14 protein-coding genes are annotated in these 19,492 nt (G+C 48.8%); 9 read left to right on the top strand and 5 right to left on the bottom strand.

The annotated features are described in order from the left end of the window. Window positions 1-36: 36 nt before the first annotated feature. The 7 genes from LCF41_RS07425 to LCF41_RS07455 all read left to right on the top strand — a co-directional run bounded on the left by LCF41_RS07425 (window position 37) and on the right by LCF41_RS07455 (window position 7,809). Window positions 37-981 carry a polysaccharide lyase gene (locus LCF41_RS07425; RefSeq protein WP_225087498.1) on the top strand — a complete coding sequence of 315 codons (945 nt, stop codon included), beginning with the start codon at window positions 37-39 and terminating at the stop codon, window positions 979-981. A 355-nt stretch (window positions 982-1,336) separates the two neighbouring features. Next, a complete protein-coding gene (locus LCF41_RS07430) occupies window positions 1,337-2,365 on the top strand; it encodes an AraC family transcriptional regulator (RefSeq protein ID WP_225087499.1) in 1,029 nt (342 codons plus the stop codon). Window positions 2,366-2,487: 122 nt separating this feature from the next. Further along, the gene (locus tag LCF41_RS07435) at window positions 2,488-2,784 is read left to right on the top strand and encodes a hypothetical protein (RefSeq protein WP_225087500.1); all 297 of its coding nucleotides are present in this window, start codon (window positions 2,488-2,490) and stop codon (window positions 2,782-2,784) included. A 69-nt stretch (window positions 2,785-2,853) separates the two neighbouring features. After that, window positions 2,854-3,168, top strand: a complete 315-nt coding sequence (locus tag LCF41_RS07440; RefSeq protein ID WP_225087501.1) for a hypothetical protein — start codon at window positions 2,854-2,856, stop codon at window positions 3,166-3,168. Between the two features lie 143 nt (window positions 3,169-3,311). Beyond that, complete coding sequence (locus tag LCF41_RS07445) at window positions 3,312-4,517, top strand: efflux RND transporter periplasmic adaptor subunit (RefSeq protein WP_225087502.1); 1,206 nt, start codon at window positions 3,312-3,314, stop codon at window positions 4,515-4,517. Beyond that, window positions 4,511-6,442, top strand: a complete 1,932-nt coding sequence (locus LCF41_RS07450; RefSeq protein ID WP_225087503.1) for an ABC transporter permease — start codon at window positions 4,511-4,513, stop codon at window positions 6,440-6,442. Before LCF41_RS07445 ends, LCF41_RS07450 begins: the two co-directional genes overlap by 7 nt. Then, complete coding sequence (locus LCF41_RS07455; protein WP_225087504.1) at window positions 6,439-7,809, top strand: efflux transporter outer membrane subunit; 1,371 nt, start codon at window positions 6,439-6,441, stop codon at window positions 7,807-7,809. The genes LCF41_RS07450 and LCF41_RS07455 overlap by 4 nt, the downstream gene beginning before the upstream one ends. A gap of 16 nt (window positions 7,810-7,825) precedes the next feature. Here LCF41_RS07455 and cuyB read toward each other — a convergent pair whose 3' ends face one another. Further along, complete coding sequence (gene cuyB, locus LCF41_RS07460) at window positions 7,826-8,542, bottom strand: cysteate racemase (protein ID WP_225087505.1); 717 nt, start codon at window positions 8,540-8,542, stop codon at window positions 7,826-7,828. A gap of 239 nt (window positions 8,543-8,781) precedes the next feature. On the opposite strand from cuyB, the gene hypT reads away from it, so the two are divergent. After that, window positions 8,782-9,681 carry a hypochlorite stress DNA-binding transcriptional regulator HypT gene (gene hypT / locus LCF41_RS07465; RefSeq protein ID WP_129703913.1) on the top strand — a complete coding sequence of 300 codons (900 nt, stop codon included), beginning with the start codon at window positions 8,782-8,784 and terminating at the stop codon, window positions 9,679-9,681. Window positions 9,682-9,801: 120 nt separating this feature from the next. Here hypT and LCF41_RS07470 read toward each other — a convergent pair whose 3' ends face one another. From LCF41_RS07470 to fdhF, 4 genes are all read right to left on the bottom strand, one after another. Continuing rightward, window positions 9,802-11,109 (bottom strand): dicarboxylate/amino acid:cation symporter, encoded by a 1,308-nt coding sequence (locus tag LCF41_RS07470; protein WP_225087506.1) that lies wholly within the window; start codon window positions 11,107-11,109, stop codon window positions 9,802-9,804. A gap of 660 nt (window positions 11,110-11,769) precedes the next feature. Then, window positions 11,770-12,663, bottom strand: a complete 894-nt coding sequence (locus LCF41_RS07475; protein ID WP_225087507.1) for a GntR family transcriptional regulator — start codon at window positions 12,661-12,663, stop codon at window positions 11,770-11,772. 107 nt (window positions 12,664-12,770) lie between these two features. After that, window positions 12,771-14,084 (bottom strand): CitMHS family transporter, encoded by a 1,314-nt coding sequence (locus LCF41_RS07480; protein WP_225087508.1) that lies wholly within the window; start codon window positions 14,082-14,084, stop codon window positions 12,771-12,773. A 758-nt stretch (window positions 14,085-14,842) separates the two neighbouring features. Continuing rightward, window positions 14,843-16,993, bottom strand: coding sequence for a formate dehydrogenase subunit alpha (gene fdhF, locus LCF41_RS07485; RefSeq protein WP_225087509.1), 2,151 nt, complete (start codon window positions 16,991-16,993; stop codon window positions 14,843-14,845). Between the two features lie 535 nt (window positions 16,994-17,528). Here fdhF and LCF41_RS07490 point away from each other — a divergent pair. Next, window positions 17,529-19,208: a methyl-accepting chemotaxis protein gene (locus LCF41_RS07490; RefSeq protein ID WP_225087510.1), complete on the top strand. Its 1,680-nt coding sequence runs from the start codon at window positions 17,529-17,531 to the stop codon at window positions 19,206-19,208. Window positions 19,209-19,492 lie beyond the last annotated feature (284 nt).

The following is a 19,492-nucleotide window of genomic DNA, read 5'->3' on the forward strand; positions in this document are numbered from 1 at the left end:
GACATTACTATTCACTAATTGTAAAAAGGAAAATTTATGGCTTATCCAACAACGAATCTTACTGGGATTATTGGTTTTGCAAAAGCAGCAAATGTTACCGGAGGAACAGGTGGTAAAGTTGTTACGGTAAATTCTCTGGCTGATTTTACATCAGCCGTGAGCGGTTCCACAAAAACGATTGTGGTGCTGGGTGCATCGCTGAAAGCATCCGCGCTGACCAAAGTGGTATTTGGCAGCAATAAAACCATCGTCGGTTCTTTCGGTGGGGCGAATGTGTTGACCAATATCCACCTGCGCGCTGATGCCAGCTCTGCCAATGTCATTTTCCAGAACCTGGTTTTTAAACATGATGTCGGGATCAAGGATAATGACGATATTCAGCTGTATTTGAACTACGGTAAGGGATATTGGGTCGATCACTGCTCATGGCCTGGACATACGTGGAGTGATAACGACGGTAGCCTCGATAAACTGATTTATGTCGGTGAAAAAGCGGATTACGTCACCATCAGTAACTGCTTATTCTCGAATCATAAATATGGCTGCATTTTCGGTCACCCGGCAGATGACAATAATAGCGCTTACAATGGCTATCCGCGTTTGACTATCTGCCATAACTATTACGAAAATATTGAGGTTCGTGCACCAGGCCTGATGCGTTACGGTTATTTCCACGTGTTCAACAACTACATCAATAAATTCCAGTTGGCTTTTACTGTCGCACAGAATGCCAATATTATTTCTGAACGCAACGTATTTGGCAGCGGTGCGGAGAAGAATGGGATGGTTGATGATAAAGGCAATGGTTCAACCTTTACCGATAATGGCAGTTCACCGGCGGCGGTGGCAAGTAAATCGCCTGCGGCTAAATGGACAGCGTCATCTAATTATTCATACAGTTTGATGACAACGTCGGCAGCGCAATCCTGGGTCGTTTCGAATGCAGGTGCACAGAATAGTGCGCTGAAATTCCCGTCATAATTAGTAGGAGGGAACGTTAGATAGTCGTCTGTCATGCATATTTTTGTGTGCTTGATTTTCAAACGCTTTACGTTTTAGATTGATGGATCTTAGACACATGCCACTCGACATACTTTTTTATGTTGAGTGGCACTTTTTTTATTTTAATAATGATTATTTCAGTAGCATAATGATTTTACGAACACTGCGCAGAAAAATTTCTTTCATCAATAACTAAAAGTGTAAAAAAATTATTCCGTGCCATCAATATCGGATAAGATTGTTCTATAATAAACACTTGGAAAGCCCCATTAGAAGAAGTTTGTAAAGGAAAATAACAAATTTTGTGGGGGATTTTTTCGGCAGTCATGGAGGAATGATGAAAAACAGAGAGTTTATCTATTCAACTATGCCTACGTTTTTACTACGTAGCATTAGTGATGAACTTGTCAATCAAGGTTTTGATCCTGAAATAATTTTTTCCGGCCTCCCTATCACATTGCAAGATGTTAATGATCCCTATGTCCGTATTCCAGTGCTTCATGGACAAACAGTTATCCAGAGAGCCTTACAGCTTTGCCGATATGATGGCTTTGGGCTAAGGATTGGCGCTAATCATACTATCTCTACAATGGGGCCGCTCTATTTTGCTTTTATTACTAGCCCAACGCTCCATCATTTATTAGATATCGGATTTAAATACCAAGGGCTTATCCATGGGTTACTGCATTTCTCGTATAGGAAAGAAGAATCGAGAAATTTGGTGTTATTTGCCCACAGTACATTTCAGCAGATCGATATTCTTACCTTTCTCATTGAGGAAGCTTTTTCATTCTTACCAAGAATGATTCAAGAGATGTCTGCGAAAAATATCCGGTTGATAAAGATAGACTTTAGTTTCCCTCAACCTTCTTATTTTGATAAATACCGGAAAAAATTCAACTGCGATTTACATTTTAACCAGCCGCATAATGCATTATATTTTCAAGAATCTATTTTACAATTACCTATTCCTACTCATGACCATGTCAATCATAAATTGATGTTGACGTTTCTTGAACAACTGCTTGAACGTTATGTTGTTCAGAAAAATATTGTTAATGAGGTATCCCTTATCCTATATCGAACGCTGGAAAAACCGCCAATGTTTGATGCAATAGCCAGACAGCTTGCAGTAAGTGAACGTACATTACGGCGTCGACTTGCAGAATGCGGTAAAACGTATCTCACGCTGCTGGATGAGGTACGTAAAGAGCGTGCTCTGGCATTGCTGTACACCTCAGGATTATCAATAGAAAAGATTGGCCTTGCGGTGGGCTTTGATGACATTCGTAGTTTTAGGCGTGCGTTTACTCGTTGGACCGGCAAGACGCCTCGTCAACTTCGTGCGCAGCGGCATACCTGAAAATGGCCGGATTTGTCCTCAATTGACCGCCGTACGCCCTTTTTTATTTTAATCACTATTGTAACCTCATCATGCAGTTCGTAAATAAGACACATTATGATTACTCAAACGAGGTATGCAACATGGACGTTACTTTTCATAAAAAGCTACTTATGGCTTGTTCTTTTACCGCCACTGTTTTCTTTCTGCCTGCATTATTTTCATCTGCCACGTCAGCAGCAACATTAGGTGGAGTGACTGTCATTACTAAAGTTATGTCTCATTCTGCCTGGCAAGATAGTTGGGGGGCTGCTTGGGATGAATGTCGTTCCAAGTATCGTGGGACTAAAAGTCTGGGATTTAAAGGAGCAACGCAAGGTATGTCTGAAACGACCGGCGGCGTATATTGGCTGGCCTCATGGGATTGTCACGATAAATAATAAATTGCTATGCAGTTATAAGTATCAACACTCTCTTTAATATTATGTAATATCAAAAGGACGTAAAATATGAGATTAAAAAAAATTCGCACACTCGCTTTTTTTATCTGTAGCGTTGCATTAACAGCAAGCTATGTTCCTCAGGCTAGTGCGGTAATATTTGGGATTGTTAATGTTTCCGATCCGGCAACAATTATCTTTGACCGTTCAACGGGGCGTGCAAGTTATACATATTCTATTCCGCCAACGGCGAGTTGGGGTAAGGCTTGGGACGCTTGTCGGAAAGCTTACCCTCAAACAAAAAGTGTGCATTATATAAGGGATACGGCAAAAATTAGTGGCGACCGAGTGTTGTCTAGTTGGGTGTGTGATAGTAATACATAATAGCATCGACTTGATGTGTTAATCTATTTAAAATGATATGTTGTTTGGCCAGTTTTTTATTGTCATAGGACTGGTCAAATATTATTGTAGGTTTTATTTCCACACGCCAGCGCCAGATTTTTTCTGAGTATTGAGTGTTAAATATGGAATCAGAAATAAATAAACAACAGAGAAAACTGTGGCTCAGCCTATTATTGGTGTTGGGGGCTCTTGGTATTGGTATTGCGGTTTGGAGTGGCGGTCTATTTTTCAGCCAGACCGAATTTGCGAATCGCCATAGCGTTGAGGTTACCTACGCCGATATTGACGATGTGGTGACTGCAGCAGGGCAGATAAGCCCGATGCAATATGTCGATGTTGGGGTTCAGGTTTCTGGGCAGATTCAGCATATTCCTGTGGCGGTGGGGGCGACCGTAAAAAAGGGGCAGCTCGTCGCGCAGATTGATCCGGAATTACAACTCGCGACGGTTGAGGCGAATCGTGCATTACTTGATAGTCAGCAGGCGGCTATACGCCAGCAGATGGCGCAGTTGACATTAGCTCAGCGCCAGAATGCCCGACAAAGAAAAATGTGGATGGAAGGGGCTGCCAGCGAACAGGACATACAGATTAGCGAAGCCAACTTGCGGGTTGCACAAGCGCAGTTAGAAAGTCTTCAAGCACAGATACGCCAAACGGAGTCAACGTTAAAAGGGGATAAGGTCAAGCTAGGTTATACCCAGATTTACGCGCCCATCGCGGGTACGGTTGTATCATTACAGGCTCGTCCCGGTCAAACGCTCAATGCAGTACAACAGACCCCCGTCATTATGCGGATTGCCGATCTAACAAAGATGACGGTATCCGTTCGTGTCTCTGAAGCGGATATTCCCCGTCTCCGTATCGGAATGCCTGTCTATTTCAGTGTTCTCGGTTATCCGAAAGTGCGTTGGACAGCCAAGTTACAGCAGATCATGCCTGCTCCGCAAGGGAGTCAGGACAACACGATGAATGGTGGTAACATGGGTGGAAGCCCCATGATGGAAACGGTATTTTATACCGCCCTTTTTGATATTGATAACGCAGATGGTCGTTTGATGTCACACATGAGCGCTCAGGTTTACCTCGTTGTGAATGCGGTAAAGCAGGCTATTAGCGTCCCGATTACCGCGTTAACACTACGCCCCGATGGGCATTTTCAGGTTGAGGTGATCCCTCCAGAAGGCGGTCATGTCAACGCGATTCCCCGTTTGGTTCAGGTGGGTATAAAAGGTCCCGTTCTTGCTCAAATCACCTCTGGGCTGAGTCTTGGTGAGCATGTTTTGTTACCACCGTTGCCGCAAATTGTGGAAAGTGATTCGTTATGGTAAATCCTACCCCTTTAATCGCGTTATCTGGTGTTAGCAAGCAGTATGGTAACGAGGCTCAGGGCTACGTTAGCGTATTACAGGATATCAATCTGACTATTCATGCCGGTGAGTTTGTCGCTCTTGTTGGTCCCTCTGGATCGGGTAAGTCGACTCTCATGCATATCCTAGGGACTTTAGATGGTGCGACTCAGGGTGTTTACCGCTTTGCCGGACAGGATGTTTCTCGGTTAAGTGCTGATCAATTGGCACAACTTCGTCGTACGGTTTTCGGTTTTGTATTCCAACGTTACTTTCTTATTCCTGGGATTAGTGCGCAGGAAAATGTTGAACTTCCCACCGTCTATGCTGGGCTGGAAAAAAGGTTGCGCCATGACCATGCGCAGGCATTGTTAGGCCAGCTTTCTCTATCCGATCGTTTTGACTACAAACCGGAGCAACTTTCGGGCGGACAACAGCAGCGTGTGTCTATCGCTCGGGCTTTGATAAACGGCGGCGATGTGTTGTTTGCCGATGAACCGACGGGCGCGCTTGATAGTGTTAACGGTGAGTCGGTACTGGTGTTATTGGAGACGCTGGCGGCTTCAGGAAGAACCGTTGTTTTAGTCACGCATAACCCAGATGTGGCGAATCGCGCCCGCCGCGTGATCGAATTACGCGATGGACGTATTGTTTCTGATACCGTCCGTGTTGTCTCTGCCCCAGCAGAGACAATGGGCACACATTGGCTTGTTACGGCGGGAGGGAAAACTGACCGCTATGCGTTACTGCGTCAGGCCTGGCGGACTCTGCTGTTTTCTCCATTGCGCAGTGCGCTGACATTGCTGGGGATTGCTATTGGTATTGCCTCTATTCTCGTGATGCTTGGGATTGGGGAAGGCGCTCGACAAGAAATGTCAAAAACCTTATCGCGGCTGGGTAGCACGCTAATGACCGTGATTCCGCAGAGCATTGACGCTGATGTGGCTGCGGGACGTATTACTGATGCGGATATTGAAGCGCTTAAGCGGCTACCAGATATCGACGCCGTCGTCCCCATGCTTACAGGACAGGCTACGGTGCGACAAGGCGCCTTTAATTTAAAAAGTGCCATTATTGCCACGACGGCTGAGGCGATGGCGGTCAATAACTGGGGGCTAAGCGCTGGGGCATTTATTATGCCTCTGCACGAATACGCGAATATGTCTGTCACTGTGCTGGGTGCAGAGGTCGCGCAGCGCAGTTTTCCTTCTGGAAACGCAGTAGGCAGCGACATTCTATTGAACAATATTCCGTTCACGGTGGTAGGGGTTCTTGCGCCTCAAGGCGGGGCTGACATGAACGGGAATCTTGATCAAGCTGTTATCGTGCCTTTTGGCACAGGAAGTTTACGCGTCATAGGACGGCAGAATATCGACAGCGTGACATTGAAAGCACGCTCCTTACAAACGGTAAGACGCGTGGAAAGCGAGGTGAATGATCTACTGTCTGCACGTCATCAGCGCCCTGATTTCACCATCATCAACCGGGCGGCTATTTTGCGCTCTCAGGAAGCGTCGATGGATATCATGACTGCCATGTTGGGTTCAATTGCCGCGATTTCATTGCTTGTGGGTGGAATTGGCGTGATGAACGTAATGTTAATGTCTGTTGCAGAGCGTACGCGAGAGATCGGTATTCGTCTGGCTGTCGGTGCTCGTCAGCAGGATATCCAGTTCCAGTTTCTGTGGGAAGCCATCATTCTGGCATTGAGTGGTGGCCTGGTGGGGCTACTGTCAGGGTATTTTCTTGCTCACGTTGTTCACTCTTTCGGCAAGCCAGTCGCGCTGGGTTTTCTCCCTGCTTTACTCTCTTTTTGTAGTGCGCTTGTCACCGGGCTCCTATTTGGATATTTACCCGCACGTAAAGCGGCCCAGCTCGATCCCGTTATGGCGTTGAATCAGGAATGAGGACACTAACGAAATTCAGCTATGTATTGATAGGGATGCTATGTGCGGGCTGTACAGTATTACCCATTCCTGATGATGCCGCCTCCGAATTACCGGATACCTGGTCAATAGACGTGACTTCAGCGCTGAAGCCGCCAGATAAGGGGTGGTGGAAGGCTTTTGGCAGTCAGGAGTTGAACACGCTGCTGGAAGGAGCGCTGCTGGTCAATCGTAATCTTGATACTGTTCGCCAGAACATGGAGCAAGCTCGTATCCAATGGCAGAGTAGCCAGATGGCGAAAACACCAGAGGTGAATAGCGCATTTTCTAAGAATCTTTCGGGCGTTTGGGGAGAACATCAGCGGAACAAAAGCTATGGCGCCAGCCTGTCGCTATCTTATTCTCCCGATGTCTGGGGAGCCAAACGCGCTGCTTCTTATAGTAATGAAGCGTTGTGGCGAGCTGCATCTTATGATGTTTCCGCGACGGCATTAATGTTGCGTTCGTCAGTAATTACCCAATATTTAGCACTGCTTGGCATCCGTCGTCAGATCGCGCTGGCCGAGAAAAATTTGGACATTAGCCGCAGATTATTGACCCTTGTGGAGACTAAATATGCTGCTGGTGCTGTCGCGAGACTCGACCTTGCTCAACAACAATCCTTTGTTGCGGGAATGGAAGTGATGTTTCTGCAACTGCATCAGCAATCTCGGCAGGTCAGCAAAACGCTGGCAGCGTTACTCGATAAAACGCCGCAGGAATTAATAGAGCCTAGGCTGCATATTGAAGATCTCCGCATGCCTGATATTGGCAGCGGTCTTCCTGCGGATCTCATGCACAAGCGGCCCGACCTGTTAAGTGCGGAAGCCAAATTGGCTGCTGCGGGCGCCAATATTGATGCGGCACGAGCCGCAATGTTTCCCTCGATTTCCCTTTCGGCGACCTCCAGCGTGAGCGCAGCGGGACTAAATCAGTTATTTCGGCTAGCGCCAGGGTGGGGCAGCGGTCTGGAGATTTCGCTACCTATTTGGGATCGAGCTGCTCGAGTTGATAATCAGCGTCTTGCCTTAATTAACCGAAAAATTGCGCTTAACGCCTACCGCGAAGCGCTATTGGTGGCTTTTGGTGACGTCGAAACGGCGCTCCATGCGATGTTGAATTTACAGCAGCAGCAGCGCTGGCAAGATGCACAGTTGGCGGCGGCACGGGACTCGCTAAGGCTTGCTGAGATCCGCTATAGAGAGGGAGCTGAGGATCTACAGCGTTTGCTAAACGCACAAAATGTGTTTTATAGCACGGAGCTAGCATCCAGCATATTGTGGCAACAGAGGCTGCAAGCCGCCAACGATCTGGCTGTAGCACTTGGAGGCAGCGAGTTGCAGGAGTGATATGCACTGTCGCACCTTAAGCCGCAATATCATTTCTCGGGCTGTGGGAAAAATACCACTCGACCGTTTTCTTTATTAGCTCTTCCGTCGCATCGACATAATGCTGGGGTGACGTTTTGACTTCCTGCTCCAGAATGAGAGGAAGCTCGGTGCAGCCCAGAATAATTTTCTCGACGCCAGCCTGCAACAGGCGATCTTTTACCGGCGACAGTATGCTATAGGCACTGGCGATATCACCGGATTTATACGCGTAAATGCTTTCCATTACCTGTTGTTGGTCTGCATCATCCGGCGTGTAGCACTCAATATTATCGGCAATCAGGTTGTCCTGATAAATTCTCGCTTTGACCGTCGCTGTCGTTGCTAACAGGCCGACGCGCGTGGTGTTGGCACTCTTAATCGCCTGACAGGTCACATCAATGATACTGATCATCTCCGCTCGGCATTGCTGTTTTAATTCATTAAACCAATAGTGCGCGGTATTACACGGGATAATGATACATTCAGCGCCTGCATTTTCGAGAATTTTCATATATTGCAGCATTTTTTCCAGCGGTGAGGCACTGTGCTGAAGAATGCATTTTGTTCTGTCAGGGATATCGGGAATAGACACCGCAATCATGGGGATATGGTCTTGATCCCGATACGCTGGCGTGTTTTTAATCAATTTTTGCATCGCATCGACGGTGGCACCCGGCCCCATACCGCCAAGAATTCCCACGAGACTGTTCATGCTGTTAACCCTGTAGCATTATGAAATTAAAAGGATAATCGCACACTGCCGGGCAATGTGAATTGCTAAATTCCCATCTGCTATGTATGATTTGCATAACTATTGGCATCCCTATGCTTTTATTGATTTTAACCGTATACGGTGGGAAGCCGCTTTATCGGCGAGGCTGGACGTTGGCAGAGATAGGACGTTGGTATAGGGAACGAAAACATGACGCTGCGCGTTTTGAGTGAGGGGTAATGCTGAATAATATCGAAACCAAGTGGCTCTATGACTTTATCGTGCTGGAAGAGCACCGGAGTTTTACGCTGGCGGCCGAGAAGCGAAATATCTCTCAATCCTCATTTAGCCGGCGCATTCAGGCGTTGGAAGCGGCGGTTGGGTTTGACATTTTCGACCGTAGCGCGCTGCCGCTGCAACTCACCGAACAGGGCCGCGTGTTTCACGCCTATATCCGCAATACGCTGGATGATTTGGAGTATCAGCTCAATAAGCTGCACGGCGGGGATAATTACAAAAACAAGATCACCATTGCGGCGGCGCATTCGCTGTCGGTCTTCATCATGCCGGAGCTGTTAAAAGACGTGCCGGATCCGCAGGAAAAAATCTTCTATGTTGAATCGATCGATGTCGATGAAGCGGTACTGAATCTCAAAGAAGGGCGCAGCGACTTCATTTTCTCATTCTACAATGAGGATCTGATGGGGGAGCCCTTTATGCACGAGAAGATACTGGAATCCCGGCTTTATCCGGTCTGCGCGTGTGATAGCGCAGGGAAGCCACTGTTTGATGTCAGCGCCTCATCGGTGCCGTTACTCAACTATACCGAGACCAGCTATATGGGGCGTCAGGTCAGCCGTTACTTATCCAGCGTCGATAGCGATAAGTTTACGGTCAACTTCGTCTCTTCTATGAGCGACTTGCTCAAACGCATGACGAAAAAAGGTTATGGAATTGCCTGGCTACCGGACTATTCCATTCAGGAAGAGCTGAAAAACAAAGAGCTGACGATCCTGAGCATGGAAAATGCGGTGATCCGCATGGGGGTTTATCTGTATCGTCTTGATGCGCGGCTGAATGTGGCCTCTGAGAAATTCTGGCGCTACATGAAAGGGCTGTCATCGACGTCTGGGCTATAAGCGGCGTGAGACCATTGAGGTGCTGAGTCATACGACCCGCACACGGGCTGCTTGACGTATGGCGAGATAAAAAAATAGCGGCCCGAAGGCCGCTATGATGAAGCATTCACTCACTCAGCATTAGCTATTTTGCGTGGCTTGCTGAGGTTCCTGATAGGCGACGACTTCGTCGGTAGCCTCTTCCTCATCATCATCATGGATATCTTTTTCCATACTGGCCACAACGGCAGTAGAGATACTGTTACCGATGACGTTAGTTGCAGTACGGCCCATATCCAAGAACTGGTCGATACCGATAATCAGCAGAATACCGGCTTCCGGCAGGCTGAACATTGGCAGCGTGGCGGCAACCACCACGATGGAAGCACGTGCTACACCCGCCATCCCTTTACTGGTGATCATCAGCGTCAGCAGAATCAGGATTTGCTGGGTAATGCTCAGATCGATGTTGTAAGCCTGTGCGATAAACAGAATCGCAAAGGACTGGTACATCATGGAACCATCAAGGTTGAACGAATAACCGAGCGGCAGCACAAAGCTGGTGACTTTTTTCGGCACGCCGAATTTGGTCAGCGCTTCCATGGTTTTCGGGTAAGCAGACTCACTGCTCGCCGTGGCGAAAGCCAGCATGGTCGGTTCACGAATCAGCTTCGCCAGCGTAACGATGGCTTTGCCCAGGAACAGGTAGCCAACCAGGAACAGAACGCCCCACAGTACGGCCAGACCGAGGTAGAACTCACCGATCAGTTTACCGAAGTCGTAAAGCAGACCCAGACCTTGCGTGGTAATCGCGGAAGCGATTGCGGCAAAGACAGCAATAGGAGCCAGCGCCATGACGTAGTCGGTCACGCGGAACATCACTTTGGTCAGTTCTTCGATCATGGAAATGATCGTGGTCGCGTGCTTGTTTTTGCCTTTGACATAAGCCAGAGCAGAACCGAAGAACAGTGAGAACACCAGAATTTGCAGAATTTCATTGTTCGCCATCGCTTCTACGATACTTTTCGGGAAGATATGGCTGATGAAGCTCTTAAGCGTAAATCCGTCAGTGTTCAGACCTGTAGCAACCTGTTGTACAGGAATCGGCAGATTCATTCCTGCCCCTGGTTGGAACAGATTTGCGAACACCATACCGATGAGCAGAGAGATGAACGATGCGCTGACAAACCAGATCATCGCTTTCATACCGATACGACCAACGGCAGAAGAATTTCCTCCCATGCTTGCCAGGCCGGAAACCAGCGTAGCGAAGACCAGTGGCGCGATGATCATTTTAATCAGGCGCAGGAAGATATCGGTAACCATGTTGAAATAGGATGCAACTTCTTTTGCTCGACCACCATCAAGATATTGATGGCAGGCCCAGCCGATTAATATTCCCAGGACGATAGCCAAGACTATCTGTACAAGTAACTTCTGCCTTTGCATATAAACCTCATGTTGATGAATTGATTCAGACAACACAATATTATTGCCGCGTGATGGCCGATGTTTCCCTGAATACACCAAGCCCTCACCCGAATCTGTTATTGGGGTGTTGTGTCTGCCCGCCGATATTACAACGATTCTTGCTTTTTACATTTTTTTTCTGCGGATTGTTATGTAATTGTGATCTTTGTCATGCGAAAAATGCATATCCATGTCGTGTATAATGATAAATGGGGATGTGACACACCGAACGCATAAAACAAGCATGTCTCATTAATTCATTAATAAACAATGGCTTGGGATGTGTTTTTTTGCCCGAAGAGCGGATGCGTAATGTGTTGAATTAGTGTTGCTAATGATCTGTGGCTATACATCAATAAAACATATGGTGAATTACTTAAAGATTAAGTAAAAATAAAAGAACAATTAACGAAAAGTTTATATACATGTATTTTTATAAAAAAATTAATTTTTTAATTATTTAAAACGTGACTTTTCTTTTGTGGTTTAACCTTCATTTTGGTGTTACTGGTTTAATGTTTACTTATTGTTCTATGTGTTTCTATTTGTAACTTTCAAAGCATTTGGTGTGTTTAAAATGGTGTTTTTTATTTTTTAAACATATGTTACCTATGATTTGAGGCCTCGCTGTTGGTTATTTCAGCGAAAAAGCTCGATGCTTACTTTATCGTGGCAAGCGTTTTCCAGATGTTTTTTCATCCGCTCTGCTGCCGTTTCGCGTTCTCCCCGCTGTAAACAATCAAGAATGTCCAGATGTTCTGTAATCTGTTCCAGCCGCTTGGGATTGAAGGTTGGGCTGCTTTGTCGGTATTCCACCAGACGCCGTAATTGATTGACTCGTTGCAGGCTATGGTGGGCGAAACGGTTGCCGCTACAGGCGAGTAGCGTTTCATGAAAGTGCGTATTGGCATCGAACATTTCATGGGGGGTCAGCGTTAGGTAACCCCCATTGAGAATGTCTTCCTGCTGCTTACGGCAGGCGTCCAGCGTATGCTGATCGATATGAAACTGCGGCGACAGCAGGCTGATCGGCTCAAGCAGCAGACGGAAGGTAAAACTTTCCTCATAGGCGGCGACGGAATCGATAATCGGCGTGGTTCGCCAACCCTGGCCGGTGCGAAACTCCAGCCAGCCTTCCTGCTGAATACGCGTCAGAACGTTACGCAGCACGGAACGGGACACCTGACATTCCCGCATCAGATCCACTTCTGAAAACTGCTCCGGCAACCGGCGTGCGAGACGCATATCGACAATCTTCTGGTAGAGCGGGTCTTCGCTGCTGGTGGCTAACTCGGCGACCAGATGACCCAATTCATGGGCCGGACGGTCAAGATAAAACCCACGATTACGGTGGTAATGCAGCATGCCTTTTTCTGTCAGATACAGCAGAGCTGCCTTGACCGGCGTGCGTGAGGCATTCAGTACCTGCGCCAGCGACGATTCGATCAGATGTGCGCCGGGGGGCAGTTGCTCGCGGCGAATATAGGCGACAATCTGCCTGACAATCCTTGTCTGTAGGGGAGTTAAAGCCATCGCTATCCTGCTATGTCATTTAAGGGTGTTACGGGGATCGTTATGTTCTGGAGCAAGGTTCGCTTGCCTGCGAAGTAGGCTCCGGCTGGAGCCGGAGCAATCCTGCGTTACTGGTGATAGAACGGAAACGCGCCGAAGACAATACCACCGACCAGCAGCGACAGGCTGACAAAAATCGCCCATTTGATGGCAAAGCGTTGGTGATCGCCGATGTCCACTTTTGCCAGACTGACCAGCAGGTAGAGTGACGGCACCAGCGGGCTGAGCAGGTGGAACGGCTGGCCGACAATCGACGCCCGAGCGATCTCTTCTGGGGTGATACCATAGTTGACCGCCGTCTGGGCGATAACCGGTAAGATTCCGAAATAGAACGCATCGTTGGACATCAAAAAAGTAAACGGCAGGCTAATGAGCGCGGTGAATACCGCAAGATACGGGCCGAAACTCTCTGGTATCACCTGCAGCAGGCTTTTCGCCATGGCATCCACCATGCCTGTACCGGATAAGATCCCGGTAAAAATCCCGGCGGCGAAAATGAGCGATGTTACCGCCAACACGTTAGCCGCGTGTGAGCCGATTCGCGCTTTTTGCTCTTCCAGCTTGGGATAGTTGAGCATGACGGCGATGGCAAAGCCGACCATAAACAGCACCTGAATCGGCAGAATGCCGATCACCAGAAACACCAGAAGCAGGGTGGTCAGGACAAAGTTAGGCCAGAACATCTTAGGGCGGCGATTGGCATCGCTTTCTTCGTCACTACCGTTGCCCAGGTTGATCGAGGCATTCTGGAGGTCGCTGATATCAATGATCCCCAATCGTTTACGTTCCTGTAGCCCCAGAAACACGGCCACGCCGACCAGCGTTAGGCTGGCTAGAATAATTGCAGGGAGCATGGGGAGGAAAACGTCCAGCGCATCAACGCGCAATGCAGCGGCGGCGCGCGCCGTAGGGCCGCCCCAAGGGGAAAGATTCATCACGCCGCTGGCGATGTTCACCAGACAGGTCAATCCGAGCACGCTCATACCCAGCCGCTGATAGAGCGGCAGGAATGCGGCAATCGCGATCATGTAGGTTGTTGTGCTGTCGCCGTCCAGCGCAACCATTAAGGTTAATACGGCGGTGCCGACCAACACTTTCAGCGGGTCGCCCTTAACCAGACGGAGAATGAAACGCACCAACGGATCGAACAGCCCCGCGTCGATCATGATGCCGAAGTAAAGAATAGAGAACGTCAGCATTACGCCCGTTGGCGCCAGCGTTTTGATGCCGTCCAGCATCATTGCTCCCAGCCCCTGATAAAAACCTGCCGCCAGCGCAAACAGCGTAGGGACAAGAATCAGCGCGATAAGCGCAGACATTCGTTTGGTCATGATCAGGTACATAAAGCAGATGACCATAGAGAAAGCGAGAATAGTGAGCACAGTGAATCTCCTGTTTTTTATTATTTTCCGAGTAGCTTACTGCCTTTCTCGTCGGCAAATTTAGGGTGCCAAAAGCCGTGCGGTTTTTGCATAACCGCATATCGAAAGGGATAGGAGCGGGTTATTTCCCAGCGTCAGAGACGTTCAGAGGAAATACGGATAAAAGGAGGGAATTAGCTTCCGGGGTCGATACGAATAATAAACGACAGGTAATGATGGCGAGACAAGGTAACGGTAATCGGCAACATAAACGACCTCGATACGAGCGATAATAACATTCCTTTTATCCCCGCCAGCTTAAATCTAACCGATTGTTTGGCATGGCATTACGTGGAAAATTACCACGACTGGCAGGGGCTCTTTTTGTTAAAAACAAATTAAATCATTGTAAAATGAAACGCAAATTGCGCTAAATTGGAATAAAAAACAATTGAACGGAGAGAGGGGATACAATGGCCAACATAATTTTAAAAGATAAACAGAGGTGTGAAAATTTAATGGCTGCGTAGAAATTTATTATCGATTAACGGAAATTTATCCGCGTCCATTAATAAATCTTTACAAGATGAGGTGAGAAATAAAGATATTATCAGAGAGGGGAGTTAAACGTTGTCTAAACCAGCATGTATTTTCTGGACGCTATGTATTTTCTCAATCACATGTCTTGTCTGGGTGCGATGTATTTCCTAAGCCGCCACGGCCTGTGCTCAATGAGCTTTACTCAATGGCTCGTATTCGCGGCGGCTTAGGCAAGGGGATTAGCTGACGTTTTCTGCGGTAGTACGTAACCGATCTTTCAACTGGCTGTATTCCTGCTGTACGTAGTGCTCCGCCGCTTGCTGATCGTCAATCGCCTCCACCTTAACGGCGCAGTGTTTGTATTCTGGCGTCTTAGAAACGGGATCGAGATGATCCAACGTCAGCTCATTGCAGGCGCCGATCCACCACTGGTAAGTCATGTAGACAGCACCTTTATTGATGCGTTCGCTGACGGCAACGCGAGAGATAACCTTACCGCGTCGCGACGAGATCCAGGCCAACTGCTGATCGCGGATGCCTAAACGTTTGGCGTCGTATGGGCTAACCTGCACGTAGCCGGGTTCATCCGCCAGCGTTTGTAATGCCGTACAGTTGCCTGTCATGGAACGGCAGGAATAGTGGCCGACTTCGCGCACGGTGCACAAGACCAGCGGATAATCCTCATCCACCCGCTCCATCGGCGGTCGCCATTCTGCCGTCAAGAGCAGCGCTTTCCCACCGGGGCGATCGAAGTGATTACCCGCATAGAGCCACGGCGTTCCAGGGCTGTCTTCGGTCGGGCACGGCCAGGGCACGTAGCCCAGCCCCGCCATTTTCTCGTAGGTCGCGCCATAATACAGCGGGCAGAGTGCTCGCAGTTCGTCCCAGATCTCCTGCGTGTTGTTATAGTGCATGGGATACCCGAGCGCTGTTGCCATCAGGCTGATAATTTCCCAGTCGGGTTTTACATCGCCCTGTGGCTCCACCGCTTTATAAAAACGCTGGAATCCCCGGTCGGCCGCGGTATAAACCCCTTCGTGCTCGCCCCAGGAGGTCGCAGGTAAAATCACATCGGCAATCACGGCGGTCTTGGTCATGAAGATGTCCTGCACGATCAACAATTCCAACTCGTTGAAAGCATCACGCAGCATCGACAGATCCGGCTCGGTTTGCAGCGGATCTTCACCCATTACATAGTTGGCCTTGATTTTCCCTTTCTGTATTTTGTGCGGGAGATCGGTCAGCGAGTAGCCCACTTTGTCAGAGAGTTCAGCCACGCCCCAGGCATCGGCAAATTTCGCCAGCACCGCTTTATCTGTGACTTTTTGATAACCGGGGAACATATTGGGCAGCGCGCCCATATCGCAGGCGCCCTGCACATTGTTTTGCCCACGTACTGGCCCAACGCCGACGTTCGGACGCCCCAGATTCCCGGTCAGCAGCGCCAGACCGGACAGCCCTTTGACTACATCCACGCCTTGCCCCCATTGCGTCACGCCCATTCCCCAGAGAATGGTGGCGGACGGCGCGGCGGCATACATGCGCATCGCGTCCCGAATCACTTTCGGCGACAGGCCGGTGATGTCAGCAACATATTCCGGCGTATATTTCGCGACGGTTTGGCTTAATTCTTCGAAGCCTTCGGTATGGCGGGCAACGTAAGCCTTATCATAGTGTCCTTCGTTAATCAGGACGTTGGCGAAGGCGTTGACCAGCGCCATATTGGAGCCATTTTTCAATGGCAGCCACAGATCGGCGATGCGGGCGGTTTCAATATGGCGGGGATCGCACACGATGATTTTTGCCCCACGCGCTTTGGCTTTCAGGATCCGGCGCGCCACGATGGGGTGTGAGTCTGCGGCGTTGTAGCCGAAAATCAGTATGCAGTCGGTCTTTTCAATTTCACAGATGGAATTACTCATTGCGCCGTTGCCCAGCGTAACCTGTAATCCGGCAACCGAAGGGCCGTGGCAGAGTCGGGCGCAGCAGTCGACGTTATTATTCCCGGTGACTGCGCGGGCGAATTTCTGCATCACGTAATTAGTTTCATTACCGGGGCCGCGGGACGATCCCGTGTGCATAATCGACTCGGCGCCGTACTTCTCTTTAATGGTTTTTAATCGCGAGCTGGCGAAGTCGATAGCTTCATCCCAGCTCACCGCTTCAAAGGGAGCGCCTTTCTGACGTCGGATCAGCGGCTGTTTTAAACGCGGCGTCAGAATTTTCGTGTCATTAAGAAAATCCCAGCCGTAATAGCCTTTCAGGCACAGTTCACCTTCATTGGTGACACCGTTTGCCCCTTCCGCACCAACCACTTTGCCGTTCTCTACCAGCAGGTTAATTTTGCAGCCTGACCCGCAATACGGACAGACGGTAAGCACTTTCTGCATGATTATTCTCCAAAGCCGAGTCTTGGATCGTAGGAACTGCATGCTTATGGCTGGCTGTTGATGCAGTCATCTAACATTCGATAATCACCGATAAAGAAAATTAATTTACTGATCGTGGTCATGCTCAGTGCGATGAAAAATCGGCCTAACGCGTTGAGCGCTGTGACCTTTTGTCCATAGGGCATCCGTCAGGAAAATAAGGTGACAGCATATTCCTCCTCTTTATCTGTTAATGCCTATACTGTTTTTGATGATATTAATTCTACATGCCACCGATTTGGCTGTGGTAGTGACGCCTATCGGCCGTTTAAAACCATGGAGACAGGCATCTCAAGGAAGATAACGCATTCTATTTGTTCGTATTTAGCGTGACTTCCCATCTGATGGGGGATGAATCAGGGAATTCCAGAACGTCTGTTAGAGCGCGTGGGATAAGGGCGCGGTATAACGGACGGTACCGTCATGGGTAAAAAGTGAATACTTTTCCGACAGAGTATGCGGTCGGGAAATATTTGTTAACGTCGCGGAGTGCATTATGGAATTTCTAAGAAATATCAGCATAAGAATAATGGTGCTGATCATTGTGGCTTCTCTGTTAGTGGCATGGGGAGTGGCATCAGGATTCAGCCTTTACTCGCTTCATCAGGTCACAAACTTGCTTGATAAAAGTGAGACTCAGCGAAAAACGTATTCCCATCTGGTCTATGGCGCCGATCAATATTTTCGCGCTGTAACTCGTATGGAAAGAACGATGGATTATTTGCAGCGTAATGAGCCAGAAAACGCCAAACAGACGTTGGATATGGCACAGATAGCGCTAAAGAATACCAAAGATTCGCTGGAGAAATTCCAGATGGCAGAGCACGTTGGCGTCGAGCCTGCGACGGTTGACGCGGTAAACAAAACGTGGAGCACTCTGATTGCTACTGCGCTCGACCCGATGAATGCGGCGCTACAGCGTAATGATTACGAAGGATTTCGGCAAATATTTCGCTCCGTGTATCCCCCCATTAGTCTGACGTTTGGTGAAGACATTAAACGCTATTCGGACAGCATCACGGCCTCCTCATTGATTCCAAGTGTCAATGAACACAATGTCGAGAATCGCAATGCAATCATTGCCGTGATGGTGATTGGTCTCATCGTGTTGATGTTTACGGAATTCTATTTGAAAAACTATCTGGTTGCTCCGATTTCTGTGCTGAAATCTCATTTGGCACAGCTCACGGCAGGCCGTTTAGGCTGTGAACTGGCGGAATTTGGCATGAACTGTGCTGGCCGGCTGATTCCCGATATCAAGAAGTTGCAGAAAAGTTTGCGTGATACGGTAACGGTCATCCGGCAGAGCACGACGGAGATCAATAACGGGACATCGAGTATCAAGAATGGTAACGATGACCTCTCCAGCCGTACGGAACAGCAGGCGGCGGCATTGCAGCAGACGGCTGCCAGTATGGAAGAGATCAGCTCGACGGTGCGGCAAACCACCGAACACGTTCATCAGGCGCGTAAGCTGGCGCAGGACGCGGCCAACATGGCGGAAAAAGGCGGGAATATCAGCACTAATGTAATGACGACGATGGATGGGATTAGCGCCAGTTCCCGACAAATTTCCGATATCACCTCGGTCATTAACAGCATCGCGTTTCAGACCAATATTCTGGCGCTGAATGCGGCGGTTGAAGCGGCGCGTGCAGGAGAGCAAGGGCGGGGGTTTGCCGTGGTGGCGGGGGAAGTTCGCACGCTGGCACAGCGCAGTGCGCAGGCGGCAAAAGAGATTGAATCGCTGATTGCAGAATCCGTATCGCGGGTGGAAAACGGTGCGGGATTGGTGAAACAATCAGGTGAGGCCATGACGGCAATTATTGCTTCTATTGCGCATGTCAATGATCTGATTGGCGAAATTTCGGCAGCAACGGATGAGCAAACACGGGGTATTACGCAGATTAGTCAGGCGGTGCACGAAATGGATAGCGTCACACAGCAGAATGCGTCGTTGGTAACGCAATCGGCAGCGGCGGCCGCCCGCCTGGATGAACAAACGAGCGAACTTTCCGCTGTAGTCGATGTGTTTGATCTGGATTCAGACCAGGATACCGATGTGACGTTTTCTCGTCCGGTGGTTGCAGCCCCTGTTCATCGTCCTATTCAGCAGAATGTTACACCGCTGTTGTCAGCACATAGCCGCAATAGCGGGGGATGGGAAAAATTCTGATTCGACATGGGAAACGTGTGACAGAACGTGCACATGTGGGCTGACGCGAAAACGAGATAAGCCATGAGGCTAGCGACAAACTTGGCGGGAAGGAGGGCGTCCGCCGGGGTCTGTTGGTCTCTGGTTATCAGTTGAATGCCACCGTGATTGAAGTGATGGGTGATGGCTCAAAAATAGTGGCGAAAGGCACGGCTAATCCCTTGGACTACCGGGGAAAATAGCATTTTTCTCTGTAAATCTGACCGTGTTACTGTAAAGAAATGCCATTTTAAGACGAGGGTCTC

Source organism: Pectobacterium colocasium, from assembly GCF_020181655.1.
GTDB lineage: Bacteria > Pseudomonadota > Gammaproteobacteria > Enterobacterales > Enterobacteriaceae > Pectobacterium > Pectobacterium colocasium.

Excerpts from the sequence above, each read along its gene's own strand:
- fdhF (WP_225087509.1), bottom strand. The coding sequence starts at position 16,993 with ATGCAGAAAGTGCTTACCGTCTGTCCGTATTGCGGGTCAGGCTGCAAA.
- cuyB (WP_225087505.1), bottom strand. The coding sequence starts at position 8,542 with ATGAACAGTCTCGTGGGAATTCTTGGCGGTATGGGGCCGGGTGCCACC.
- LCF41_RS07430 (WP_225087499.1), top strand. The coding sequence starts at position 1,337 with ATGATGAAAAACAGAGAGTTTATCTATTCAACTATGCCTACGTTTTTA.
- LCF41_RS07435 (WP_225087500.1), top strand. The coding sequence starts at position 2,488 with ATGGACGTTACTTTTCATAAAAAGCTACTTATGGCTTGTTCTTTTACC.
- hypT (WP_129703913.1), top strand. The coding sequence starts at position 8,782 with ATGCTGAATAATATCGAAACCAAGTGGCTCTATGACTTTATCGTGCTG.
- LCF41_RS07445 (WP_225087502.1), top strand. The coding sequence starts at position 3,312 with ATGGAATCAGAAATAAATAAACAACAGAGAAAACTGTGGCTCAGCCTA.
- LCF41_RS07470 (WP_225087506.1), bottom strand. The coding sequence starts at position 11,109 with ATGCAAAGGCAGAAGTTACTTGTACAGATAGTCTTGGCTATCGTCCTG.
- LCF41_RS07450 (WP_225087503.1), top strand. The coding sequence starts at position 4,511 with ATGGTAAATCCTACCCCTTTAATCGCGTTATCTGGTGTTAGCAAGCAG.
- LCF41_RS07490 (WP_225087510.1), top strand. The coding sequence starts at position 17,529 with ATGGAATTTCTAAGAAATATCAGCATAAGAATAATGGTGCTGATCATT.
- LCF41_RS07475 (WP_225087507.1), bottom strand. The coding sequence starts at position 12,663 with ATGGCTTTAACTCCCCTACAGACAAGGATTGTCAGGCAGATTGTCGCC.
- LCF41_RS07455 (WP_225087504.1), top strand. The coding sequence starts at position 6,439 with ATGAGGACACTAACGAAATTCAGCTATGTATTGATAGGGATGCTATGT.
- LCF41_RS07440 (WP_225087501.1), top strand. The coding sequence starts at position 2,854 with ATGAGATTAAAAAAAATTCGCACACTCGCTTTTTTTATCTGTAGCGTT.
- LCF41_RS07425 (WP_225087498.1), top strand. The coding sequence starts at position 37 with ATGGCTTATCCAACAACGAATCTTACTGGGATTATTGGTTTTGCAAAA.